At 73.1% G+C, this 13,195-nt stretch carries 2 protein-coding genes (1 of these 2 cut by a window edge); both read left to right on the top strand.

Annotation, left to right across the window (positions count from 1 at the left end; genetic code table 11):
- The coding region (locus KLI87_RS29935; RefSeq protein ID WP_214619713.1) for a non-ribosomal peptide synthetase at positions 1-9,814 on the top strand (9,814 nt) is incomplete at its 5' end.
- On the top strand, positions 9,814-13,195 hold the 5' end (the start) of the coding sequence (locus KLI87_RS29930; RefSeq protein WP_214619711.1) for a non-ribosomal peptide synthetase. Its footprint extends 3,929 nt past the window's final position; 3,382 of the gene's 7,311 nt are visible here — the first part of the coding sequence; its start codon is at positions 9,814-9,816; its stop codon lies beyond the right edge, outside the window. The genes KLI87_RS29935 and KLI87_RS29930, both read left to right, overlap by 1 nt.

The raw sequence follows: 13,195 nt of genomic DNA, 5'->3' as shown, positions 1-13,195 counted from the left end.
GGCCGGGGAGGAGCCCGCCGGACCGGTTCCGATCGGCCGCCCCACCCCGGGCACCCGCCTCTACGTGCTCGACGGCGCACTCCGGCCGGTCCCGCCCGGTGTGGCGGGTGAGCTGTACATCGCCGGTGCGCAGCTCGCCCGCGGCTACGCGGGCCGTCCCGACCTGACCGCCGAGCGGTTCGTCGCCTGCCCCTTCGAGGACGGCGCCCGCATGTACCGGTCGGGCGACCTCGCGCGCTGGGACTCCGGCGGTCGGCTGGAGTTCCTCGGCCGGGTGGACGAGCAGGTCAAGGTCCGCGGCTACCGGATCGAGCCGGGCGAGACCCAGGCCGTCCTCATGGCCCACCCCGAGGTCGTCCGCGCCGCCGTGATCGCCAGGGAGGACACCCCCGGCGACCGGCGCCTCGTCGCCTACGTCGTCGCGGACGGCGACGCGGACGCGGACCGGCTGGCCGCCGCCGTCACCGGGTTCGCCGCGCGCCGTCTCCCGGACCACCTGGTGCCGTCCGCCGTGATGGTGCTGGACGACCTGCCGCTGACCGCGAACGGGAAACTCGACCGCGCCGCGCTCGCCGCCCCGGCCCGCGCCGGAGGGCCGGGCACCGGCCGCGCCCCCGCCACGCTCCAGGAGGAGATCCTCTGCGCCGCGTTCGCGCAGGTCCTCGGGCTGGAGAAGGTCGGCGTGGACGACGACTTCTTCGTGCTCGGCGGGCACTCCCTGCTCGCCGTCCGGCTGATCAGCCGGATCCGGGCGGCGCTGGGCGTCGAGGTGCAGCTCCGCGAGCTGTTCGACACCCCCACCGTCGCCGCGCTCGCGGCGTCGCTCACCGGAACCGGCGGCGGGTCCACCCGGACTCCGCTGACCGTGATGGAGCGGCCGGAGCGGGTTCCGTTGTCGTATGGGCAGCGGCGGTTGTGGTTCATCGAGCAGTTGGAGGGTCCGAGCGCCACCTACAACGTCCCGATCGCGTTGCGGCTCGCGGGTGCGGTGGACATCAAGGCTTTGGGTTTGGCGCTGCGGGATGTGATCGGCCGGCACGAGGTGCTGCGGACGGTGTTCCCCACGGTGGACGGCGAGCCCTGCCAGCGGGTCGTCGGCATCGACGAGCTGGACTGGGAGCTGGAGACGGTCGGGGCGGCGTCCGAGGGCGCCGTCGTCGAGGCGGCGGAGCGTCCGTTCGACCTGGCGGTCGAGGTGCCGATCCGGGCATGGCTGTTCGGGACGGGGCAGGACGAGCGTGTCCTGCTGGTGGTGCTGCACCACATCGCCAGTGATGGCTGGTCGATGGACCCGCTGGCCCGGGACCTGGCGACGGCCTACGCGGCGCGGTGTGCGGGCCGGGCGCCGGAGTGGGAGCCGCTGGCCGTCCAGTACGCGGACCACACGCTGTGGCAGCGGGAGGTGCTGGGCGACGAGGCGGATCCGGGCAGTTTGATTTCGGGTCAGGTGGCGTACTGGCGCGAGGCGTTGGCGGGCGTCCCGGAGGAGTTGGGGTTGCCGTTCGACCGTCCGCGTCCGCTGGTTCCGTCGCGGAAGGGGCATGACGTTCCGCTTGATGTTTCAGCGGACGTGCATGTTCGGCTGAACGAGGTCGCGCATGCCGAGGGCGTGACGACGTTCATGGTGTTGCAGGCCGCGTTGGCGATGCTGCTGTCGCGTTTGGGTGCGGGGACCGATGTGCCGATCGGGTCGGCGGTGGCCGGGCGGACGGACGCGGCGCTGGACGGCCTGGTCGGCTTCTTCGTGAACACGCTGGTCGTCCGGACGGATCTGTCGGGTGATCCGTCGTTCCGCGAGGTCCTGTCGCGGGTCAGGGAGCGCAGCCTGGCGGCGTTCGCGCATCAGGACGTGCCTTTCGAGCGGCTGGTGGAGGAGTTGTCACCGTCCCGGTCGATGGCGCGGCACCCGCTGTTCCAGGTGTCGCTGACGTTGCAGAACAACGTCCAGGCGGAACTGGATCTGCCCGGTCTCCGGACGGCCGGGGTGGAGGTCGGAGCCTCCGCCGCCAAGTTCGACCTTGAGTTCGGTGTCGCGGAGACGGTCGGCGCGGACGGTGCTCCGGCGGGGTTGCGCGGTGGTCTGGTCGCGGCGGCGGACCTGTTCGAGCCCGATTCCGCTCGGCGGTTGGGACGCCGGTGGGCGCGGGTGCTGGAGGTGCTGTCGGCCGACCCGGAGACGAGACTGAGCGCCCTCGACGTGCGCGACGAAGCCGAGCGGCGCGAGGTGGATGCCTGGAGCGCCAGGGAATCGGCCCACATCCTGGACGCGGAGATGCGTTCCGCTCCGGTCGGGGTCGTGGGCGATCTCTACACCGTCGCGGGGCCCGGGACCGGGATGCGGGGAGCGGATCAGCGTGCCCGCTGGACGTTCGACGGCCGCCTGGTCATCGAGCAGAACGACCCGGCGCCCGTCCTGGAGGGTGAGCCGCCACGGCCCGGCCGTGCGCCGTCGGGTGTGCACGAGGAGATCCTCTGCGGGTTGTTCGCGGAGGTGCTCGGGCTGGAGCGGGTCGGTGTCGATGACGACTTCTTCCGGGTGCTGGGCGGGCATTCGCTGCTGGCGACCCGGCTGGTCAGCCGGGTGCGGAAGGTCCTGGGTGTGGAGGTGCCGCTGCGGGCGCTGTTCGAGGCGCCGACCGTGGCCGGGCTCGCCGCCCGGCTCGGCGAGGCCGCCGCCGCCCGGCAGGCGCTGACGCCCCAGCCGCGTCCGGAGCGGGTACCGCTGTCGTTCGCCCAGCAGCGGCTCTGGTTCATCGGGCAGCTCGAAGGTCCCAGCGCCACCTACAACGACCCGATCGTTCTCGGGCTGTCCGGCGAGATGGACCGCGACGCGCTGGTCGCCGCGCTGCGGGACGTGATCGGACGGCACGAAGTCCTGCGCACGGTGTTCGCGACCGAGAACGGCGAGCCCTACCAGCGGATCCTCGGCATGGACGAGCTGGAGTTCGGCCTCGAAACGGTCGAGGTCGCTCCGGCGGAGCTGCCGGACGCGATCTCCGAGGCGACGGGACACGCGTTCGACCTCACCGCCGAGATACCGATCCGGGCCTGGCTGTTCGACACCGGCCCCAACGAGCGCGTCCTCGTCGTCACGATGCATCACGTCGCCAGCGACGGCTGGTCGATGGAACCCCTCGCCCGCGACATGTCGCTCGCGTACGCGGCGCGCCGCGAGGGGCGGGCGCCCGAGTGGGAGCCGTTGGCGGTCCAGTACGCGGACTACGCGTTGTGGCAGCGGGAGTTGCTGGGGGAGGAGGACGATCCCGAAAGCGTGATCTCGCGTCAGGTGGCGTACTGGCGCGACGCGCTGGCGGGTGCTCCCGAGGAGCTGTCGCTTCCCTTCGATCGTCCGCGTCCCGTGGTCGCGTCCCACCGCGGCCACGAAGCGCCCGTCGCGGTGCCGCCCGAAGTCCACGCGCGGCTGCGGGAGGTGGCGCGCGAGGAGGGCGTGACCACGTTCATGGTGCTCCAGGCGGCGCTGGCGATGCTGCTGTCGAAGCTGGGAGCGGGAACCGACATTCCGATCGGTTCGGCGAACGCGGGTCGTACTGATGAGGCGTTGGACGATCTGGTCGGTTTCTTCGTCAACACGCTGGTGATCCGGACGGACCTGTCGGGTGATCCCTCGTTCCGTGAGGTGCTGGGGCGGGTGCGGGAGCGGAGCCTGTCGGCGTTCGCGCACCAGGACGTGCCGTTCGAGAAGCTGGTCGAGGAGCTGGCGCCGAGCCGGTCGATGGCGCGGCACCCGCTCTTCCAGATCGTTCTCACGATGCTGGACACCGGCGAAGCCGTACTCGACCTCCCGGGCCTCAAGGCCGCCGCGGTGTCGGAGACCTCACGCGCCGCGAAATTCGACCTGGACGTGCTGGTCGGCGAGGCGTTCGACGCCGAGGGCGCGCCCGGCGGCGTGTACGGGTCGGTGACGGTGGCGGCGGACCTGTTCGACCGCGACGCCGCCGCGCGGATCGCCGACCGCTTGGTCCGGATTCTGGATGCGCTGTCGGCGGATCCCGGGCTGCGGTTGAGCAAGGTCGACCTCCTGGACGGGGACGCCCGACACCGGGTCCTGGTGGAGTGGAACGACACCGGTTTCGACGCCGGCCGCGCGATGCTCACCGACCTGTTCCATGAGCGGGCCGCCGGCGCTCCGGATGCGATCGCGGTGGTGGCCGAGGGTGCGGAAGTCTCCTATGCGGAGGTGGAGGAGCGGGCGAATCGCCTGGCGCACTACCTCATAGGTCAGGGCGTTGGCGCGGAGTCGGTGGTGGGTCTGTGCCTCTCGCGCGGTGTGGATTTCGTGGTGGGTGTGCTGGGGGTGTGGAAGGCCGGGGCGGCGTATGTTCCGGTTGATCCGGCGCAGCCTGCGGAGCGGATCGCGTTTGTTCTGTCTGACAGTGGCGCGGTTCTGCTGCTGACCACCGATGAGATTCTGGAGGATCTGCCCGCGGGTCGGGTCCGCATGGTCGCCTTGGACGACCCGTTCACCGCCATGCAACTGGCCGCCCAGCCCGCCGCCGTTTCATCGGCGCGCATTGATCCGGGCAGCGTGGCGTATGTCATTTACACCTCCGGTTCGACCGGCCGTCCCAAGGGTGTGGCGGTCACGCACGGTGGTGTGCGGAACTATGTCGCCTCGGTTCCGTCTCGTGTTGGGTTCGGGGCGCCGGGTGGGAAGTATGCGCTGCTTCAGGCGCAGGTCACCGACCTGGGTAACACGGTGGTGTTCGCGAGTTTGGCGACCGGTGGGGAGTTGCACATCCTGCCGGAGGAGGCCGTGACCGACCCGGCTGCGGTGTCGGGGTATCTGGTCGAGCATGGGATCGATTATGTGAAGGCTGTTCCGTCGCATTTGGCGGCGTTGTCGTCGGTCGCGGGTGTGCGGAATGTGCTGCCTGCCCGGTCGCTGGTGCTGGGTGGTGAGGCGGCGTCCCCGGAGTGGGTGCGGGAACTGGTGGAGTCCGCCGGTGAATGCGTGGTGTTCAACCACTACGGCCCCACCGAGGCGACGATCGGTGTGACGACCACCCGGCTTTCGTCGGGCGGTGTCGTTCCGGTGGGATCGCCGGTCGGGAACACCCGCGTGTTCGTGCTGGATGAGTTCCTGTGTCCGGTGGCTCCGGGTGTGGTGGGGGAGCTGTATGTCGCCGGGGCCCAGTTGGCCCGGGGTTATGTGGGGCGTGCTGGGCTGACGGCGGAGCGGTTCGTGGCGTGCCCGTTTGTCGCGGGTGAGCGCATGTATCGGACGGGTGACCGCGTCCGGTGGACGCAGGACGGTCTCCTGGTCTTCGCGGGCCGCGCCGACGACCAGGTCAAGATCCGTGGCTTCCGGATCGAGCCGGGCGAGGTCCAAGCCGTCCTCAACGCGCACTCCCGGGTGGCCCAGGCGGCCGTCGTCGCCCGCCAGGACGTCCCCGGTGAGTTGCGGCTGGTCGCCTACATCGTCCCCGACGTCCCCGACGACGACACGCTTCCGGCCACGGTGCGGCAGTTCGCGGCGCAGCGGCTTCCCGAGCACATGGTCCCCTCCGCCGTCGTGGTGCTGGAGGCGCTGCCGCTGACCGGCAACGGCAAACTCGACCGCAAAGCCCTCCCCGCCCCCGACTTCGCCGGGTCCGCCGGACAAGGACGCGCGCCCTCCAACATCCGCGAGGAGATCCTGTGCGCCGCGTTCGCCGAAGTCCTCGGCCTCGACAACGTCAGCGTTGACGACGACTTCTTCGACCTGGGCGGGCACTCGCTGCTGGCGGTCCGGCTCGTTGATCGGATCCGGGTCGTCCTGGGCGTGGAGACCGAGATCCGCACGCTGTTCGAAGCGCCCACGGTGGCCGGTCTCGCCGAGCGGCTGACCGGCGCGGGAGAGGCACGCGCCCCGCTGGCCGTGATGGAGCGGCCGGAGCGGGTTCCGCTGTCGTATGGGCAGCGGCGGTTGTGGTTCATCGAGCAGTTGGAGGGTCCGAGCGCCACCTACAACGTCCCGATCGCGTTGCGGCTCGCGGGTGCGGTGGATGTCAAGGCTTTGGGTTTGGCGCTGCGGGATGTGATCGGCCGGCACGAGGTGCTGCGCACCGTGTTCCCGGTCGCGGACGGCGAGCCCTACCAGCGCGTCATCGGCATCGACGAGCTGGACTGGGCGCTGGAGACCGCGCCCGGCGGCACCGTCGCGGAGGCGGCCCGGTACGCGTTCGACCTGGCGGTCGAGGTGCCGATCCGGGCATGGCTGTTCGAGACGGGGCAGGACGAGCGTGTCCTCCTCGTCGTGCTGCACCACATCGCCAGTGACGGCTGGTCGATGGACCCGCTGGCCCGGGACCTGTCGACCGCGTACGCGGCGCGAAGCCGCGGCCACGTCCCCGACTGGAAACCGCTGCCCGTCCAGTACGCCGACCACACGCTGTGGCAGCGGGAGGTGCTGGGCGACGAGGCGGATCCGGGCAGTTTGATTTCGGGTCAGGTGGCGTACTGGCGCGAGGCGTTGGCGGGCGTCCCGGAGGAGTTGGGGTTGCCGTTCGACCGTCCGCGTCCGCTGGTTCCGTCGCGGAAGGGGCACGACGTCCCGCTTGATGCTCCGGCAGAGGTCCACGCGCGGCTCGCCGAGGTCGCCCGTGCCGAGGGCGTGACGACGTTCATGGTGTTGCAGGCCGCGTTGGCGATGCTGCTGTCGCGTTTGGGTGCGGGGACCGATGTGCCGATCGGGTCGGCGGTGGCCGGGCGGACGGACGCGGCGCTGGACGGCCTGGTCGGCTTCTTCGTGAACACGCTGGTCGTCCGGACGGATCTGTCGGGTGATCCGTCGTTCCGCGAGGTTCTGTCGCGGGTCAGGGAGCGCAGCCTGGCGGCGTTCGCGCATCAGGACGTGCCGTTCGAGCGGCTGGTGGAGGAGCTGTCGCCGTCCCGGTCGATGGCGCGGCACCCGCTGTTCCAGGTGTCGCTGACGTTGCAGAACAACGTCCAGGCGGAACTGGAACTATCCGGCGTACACGCCGACGGAGTGGCGACCGGGGCGTCCGCCGCCAAGTTCGACCTTGAGTTCGGTGTCGCGGAGACGGTCGGCGCGGACGGTGCTCCGGCGGGGTTGCGGGGTGGGCTGGTCGCGGCGGCGGACCTGTTCGAGCCCGATTCCGCTCGGCGGTTGGCGCGCCGGTGGGCGCGGGTGCTGGAGGTGCTGTCGGCCGACCCGGAGACGAGACTGAGCGCCCTCGACGTGCGCGACGAAGCCGAGCGGCGCGAGGTGGAGGCCTGGAGCGCCAGGGAATCGGCCCACATCCTGGACGCGGAGATGCGTCCCGTCCCGGCCGGGGTCGTGGGCGACCTGCACACCGCCGCCGAGCCGGACGGCCCCGTACGAAGGACGGGCGACCGCGCCCGCTGGACGTTCGACGGCCGCCTGGTCATCGAGCAGAACGACCCGGCGCCTGCCCCGGAGAGCGACCCGAAGCAGTCGGGCACGGGCCGTGCGCCGTCGGGTGTGCACGAGGAGATCCTCTGCGGGTTGTTCGCGGAGGTGCTCGGGCTGGAGCGGGTCGGTGTCGACGACGACTTCTTCCGGGTGCTGGGCGGGCATTCACTGCTGGCGACCCGGCTGGTCAGCCGCGTCCGGAAGGTCCTGGGTGTGGAGGTGCCGCTGCGGGCGCTGTTCGAGGCGCCCACGGTCGCCGGGCTCGCCGCCCGGCTCGGCGAGGCCGCCGCCGCCAGGCTGGCGCTGACGCCCCGGAAGCGTCCGGAGCGGGTGCCGCTGTCGTTCGCCCAGCAGCGGCTCTGGTTCATCCGGCAGTTGGAGGGCCCGAGCGCCACCTACAACATCCCGATCGCGCTGCGGCTGTCCGGCGACGTCGACCCGGTGGCGCTCGGCGCGGCGCTGCGGGACGTCGTCGAGCGCCACGAGGTGCTGCGCACGGTGTTCCCCACCGAGGACGGCGAGCCGTACCAGCACGTGATCGACATCGACCGGCTCGGCTGGCGGTTGGAGACGGCCGCGGTCGCCCCGGACGGCCTGCCCGGCGCGGTCGCGCGGGCCGCCGGGTACGCGTTCGACCTGGCGGTCGAGGCGCCGATCCGCGCGTGGCTGTTCGAGGCGGGGCGGGACGAGCGCGTCCTCGTGGTGACGATCCACCACATCGCGGGCGACGGCTGGTCGATGGGCCTGCTGGCCCGGGACGTCTCGGCCGCGTACCTGGCGCGGAGCGAGGGCCGGGTGCCGAAGTGGGACCCGCTGCCCGTCCAGTACGCCGACTACGCGCTCTGGCAGCGGGAGCTGCTCGGCGACGAGAACGACCCCGGAAGCGTCATCTCCGAACAGCTCGCGTACTGGCGGGACGCGCTGGCGGGCGCCCCGGAGGAGCTGCCGCTCCCGGCCGACCGCCCACGGCCGCGGGTCGCGTCCTACCAGGGACATGAGGCATCGCTCGACGTCTCGCCCGAGACCCACGCGCGGCTGCTCAAGGTGGCGCGCGAGGAGGGCGTCACGACGTTCATGGTGCTCCAGGCGGCGGTGGCCGTCCTGCTGTCGCGGCTCGGCGCGGGCGCGGACGTGCCGATCGGGTCGGACGTCGCCGGACGCACCGACGACGCGCTGGACGGCCTGGTCGGGTTCTTCGTGAACACGCTCGTCGTCCGGACGGATCTGTCCGGCGACCCGACGTTCCGCGAGGTCCTGTCGCGGGTCAGGGAGCGCAGCCTCGCAGCGTTCGCGCACCAGGACGTGCCGTTCGAGCGGCTGGTGAAGGAGCTGTCCCCGGCGCGGTCGCGGTCGCGGCACCCGCTGTTCCAGGTGATGCTGTCGGTGCACAACAACGAGGGCGCCGACCTGGACCTGCCGGGCGCGGACACCGGCGGCGTGTCCACCGGCCTGACCGTGGCGAAGTTCGACCTGGACGTGTCGGTCGGCGAGGCGTTCGACGCGCACGGCGCCCCGGCCGGGCTGCGCGGCTCGGTGGTCGGCGCGGCGGACCTTTTCGACCCGGAGTCGGTCGAGCTGATCGGCGGGCGGCTCGCGCGGGTGCTGGACGCGGTGACCGGCGACCCGGGCCTGCCGGTGGGCGCCGTGGACGTCCTCGGCGACGCCGAGCGGCGCCGGGTGCTCGGCGACTGGAGCGCGAAGGAGTCCGCCTACGTCCTGGACGAGGGGCTCCGTCCCGTCCCGCCGGGGGTGCCGGGCGACCTCTACGTCCTCCCCTCGCCGGACAGCGCCGAGGAGAGCCTGGTGGCGTGCCCGTTCGAGCCGGGCGCGATGATGCGCCCGACGGGTGAGCGCGCCCGCTGGACCCGTGACGGCACCCTCGACCTCCTGAAACCCCCGGACACTCCCGTCCGGGCCGGGGACAGGCGGCTCGTCGCCTACGTCGTGCCCGCGCCCGGCGCGGCCATCGACGAGGCGGAGCTGAGGGAGTTCGTCCGCGCCCACCTGCCCGAGTCGATGGTCCCGGCGGCGCTGATGGCGCTGGCGGAGCTGCCGCTGACCGCCAACGGCAAGCTCGACCACGGCGCGCTGCCCGCCCCCCGTCGCACCGCGCCCGTGTCCCGTGGGCCGTCCGATCCCAGGGAGGAGGCGCTCTGCGCGGCGTTCGCGCAGGTCCTCGGGCTGGAGCGGGTCGGTGTCGACGACGACTTCTTCGCGCTCGGCGGGCACTCGCTGCTCGCGGTCCGGCTCGTCAGCCGGATCCGCGCGGCGCTCGGCGTCGAGACCGACATCGTGACGCTGTTCGAGGCGCCGACCGTCGCCGGGCTCGCGGCGCGGCTCGACGAGCAGGCGCGGCTCGGCGAGGAGCGGACGCGGCGGCCCGCGCTGCGGCGGATGCGCGCCGGGGAGGAGTCCTGATGGTCCCGCTGTCGTTCGCCCAGCGCCGGCTCTGGTTCATCGACCGGCTCGAAGGGCCGGGCGCCACCTACAACATGCCGGTCGTCCTGCGCCTCCCGCGCGAGGTCGACCCGGCCTGCCTGGACGCGGCGCTCCGCGACGTCATCGAGCGCCACGAGGTGCTGCGGACGGTGTTCGCCGCCGTCGACGGCGAGCCCCACCAGCGCATCCTGAAGTCCGGCGAGCTGGAGTGGGCCCTCCAGACCGCCGAGGTGGCTCCGGACGACCTGGACGGCGCGGTCGCGGACGCGTCCGCGCACCCCTTCGACCTCGCGGGCGAGGTGCCGGTCCGGGCGTGGCTGTTCGACACCGGCTCGGGCGCGCGGGTGCTGGTCGTCGTGCTGCACCACATCGCCGCCGACGGCTGGTCCGTCGAGCCGCTCACCCGCGACATCGCCGCCGCCTACGCGGCGCGGAGCCGGGGCGGCGCGCCCGGGTGGGAGCCGCTGCCCGTCCAGTACGCCGACTACGCGCTCTGGCAGCGGGAGCTGCTCGGCGACGAGAACGACCCGGGCAGCGTGGTCTCCCGCCAGCTCGCGTACTGGCGGGAGGCCCTCGCGGGCGTCCCGGAGGAGCTGGACCTGCCCTACGACCGGCCGCGCCCGTCCGTCGCGTCCTACCGGGGGCACCGCGCGCCGCTGGAGGTCCCGGCGCGGGTGCACGCGCGGCTCGCCGACCTCGCGCGCGCCGAGGGCGCCACGACCTACATGGTGCTCCAGGCGGCGCTGGCGGTGCTGTTCTCCCGCCTCGGCGCGGGCACCGACATCCCGATCGGCACCGACGTCGCCGGGCGCACCGACGAGGCGCTGGACGACCTCGTCGGGTTCTTCGTCAACACGCTTGTCATGCGGACCGACCTGTCCGGCGACCCCACGTTCCGGGAGGTCCTCGCCCGGGTCCGCGCGACCGGGCTCGCCGCGCTCAAGCACCAGGACGTCCCGTTCGAGCGGCTCGTCGAGGACCTGTCCCCGGCCCGGTCGCTGGCCCGGCAGCCGCTGTTCCAGACGATGCTGACGCTCCAGAACACCACCCGCACCGTCCTGGACCCGTCCGACGCAGGCTCCGACGCGCCGCCGCCCGGCCCGCCGGTCGCCAAGTTCGACCTTGAGGTGCCGGTCAGCGAGGTCTTCGGCGCGGACGGCGCGCCCGCCGGGCTGCGCGGCTCGGTGATCGCCGCCGCCGACCTGTTCGACGCGGGGTCGGCCGCGACGCTCGCCGCGCGCCTGACGCGGGTCCTGGACCGGCTGACCGGGGCGCCCGACACCCGGCTGAGCGCCGTGGACGTCCTCGACGACGCCGAACGCCACCGGATCCTCACCGAATGGAGCACCGCCGACGGCGGCCCCGTCTACGTCCTGGACGAGGGCCTCGCGCCCGTCCCCGCCGGTGTCGCCGGCGACCTCTACGTCGCGGGACGGGAGGGCGGAGCGCCGATCGCCAGTCCCTTCGTCCCGGGCGAGCGGCTCCACCGGACCGGCGACCGCGTCCGCTGGACCCCGGACGGACGGCTCGTCCCCGCGGCCCGGCGGGCCCCGAAGGCATCGGACCGGCGGCTGGCGGCCTACGTCGTCCCGGCGCCCGGCGCGGACGTCGACCCGGCCGAGCTGCGGGACTTCCTGCGCGAGCACCTGCCCGAGTCGATGGTCCCGGCGGCGTTCGTGACGCTCGCGGAGCTGCCGCTCACACCGAACGGCAAGGTCGACGTCGCGAACCTCCCGGCGCCCGAACCGCTCCCGGCCGCGTCCGGGCGCGGCCCCGCCACGCCCCGCGAAGAGATCATGTGCGCGGTGTTCGCCGAGATCCTCGGCCTGGACGGTGTCGGCGCGGAGGACGACTTCTTCGCGCTCGGCGGGCACTCCCTGCTCGCGATCCGCCTCGTGGAGCGGCTGCGCGGGCGCGGCGTCCCCGTCTCGGTGCGGGCGCTGTTCGAGACCCCGACCCCCGCCGGCCTCGCCGCCGCGGCGGGCGCCGGGGCCGTGGAGGTGCCGCCGAACCTGATCCCCGACGGCGCCGCCGAGATCACCCCCGACATGCTGCCGCTGGTGGAGCTGACCGCCGAGGAGATCGGGCGGGTCACCGCGGCCGTGCCGGGCGGCGCCGCGAACATCGCCGACGTCTATCCCCTCGCCCCCCTCCAGGAGGGGCTCGTCTTCCACCACCTCATGGCGGAGGGCGGCGAGGACGCCTACGTCCTGCCGACCCTGCTGGAGTTCGACTCCCGGGCCCTGCTCGACGGCCTCGTCCAGGCCCTGGACCTCGTCGTCGCGCGGCACGACATCTTCCGGACGTCCCTCGTCTGGCAGGGGCTGCGCGAGCCGGTCCAGGTGGTGTGGCGGAACGCGTCGGTGCCCCTCACCGAGGTCGTCCTGGACCCCTCGGCCGCCGACCCGGCCGGAGAGCTGCTCAGCGCCGCGGGCCTTGCCATGGACCTCGGCCGCGCGCCACTGATCACTTTGCACGCCGCCGCCGTCCCCGGCACCGGCCGCTGGCTGGCGGTCGCGCGGGTGCACCACGTCGTCCAGGACCACACCGCGCTGGAGGTGCTGCTGGACGAGGTGCGGGCCTTCCTCGCGGGACGCGGCGACTCCCTCCCGGCCCCGCTGCCGTTCCGGAACTTCGTCGCCCAGGCGCGCGGCGGCGTCGAACGCTCCGAACACGAACGGTACTTCGCGGGGCTGCTCGGCGACGTCGAGGAGCCGACCGCGCCGTTCGGGATCGTGAACGTCCACGGGGACGGCACCGGGCTCGTCCGCGAGACGATCCCCTTCGCGCCCGCGCTCAACACCCGGCTCCGCGAGAGCGCGCGGCGGCTGGGAGCGAGCCCGGCGACCCTCATGCACCTGGTGTGGGCGCGGGTCCTCGCCGCGGTGTCCGGCCGCGACGACGTCGTGTTCGGGACGGTCCTGTTCGGCCGGATGAACGCGGGCGCCGGCGCGGACCAGGTCCCCGGCCCCTTCATGAACACGCTGCCCGTCCGCGTCCGCACCCGCGGACCCGGCGTCGTGGACGCGGTCGCGGCCATGCGGGGCCAACTCGCCGAACTGCTCGAACACGAGCACGCGCCGCTCGCGGCGGCGCAGCGGGCGAGCGGCGTCGCGGGCGACACGCCGCTGTTCACCTCGTTCCTCAACTACCGCTACAACACCGGCGGCCGACCGGACACCGAGGCCCAGGACGAGGCGATGCGCGGCATCCGCCTCCTGTCGTCCCGCGAACGCACCAACTACCCGGTCGCGCTCGCGGTCGACGACGACGGCGACGGCATGGCCGCGACCATCGACGCCGTCCCGCCGATCGACCCGCTCGCCGTGGGCGCGATGGTGCACGCGGCCACCGAACACC

The sequence above is a fragment of the Actinomadura sp. NEAU-AAG7 genome, assembly GCF_018603865.1.
Classification (GTDB): Bacteria; Actinomycetota; Actinomycetes; order Streptosporangiales; family Streptosporangiaceae; genus Spirillospora; species Spirillospora litoris.
The sequence above is the reverse complement of the archived record's forward strand: the minus strand, read 5'-3'. Positions and strand labels throughout refer to the sequence as shown.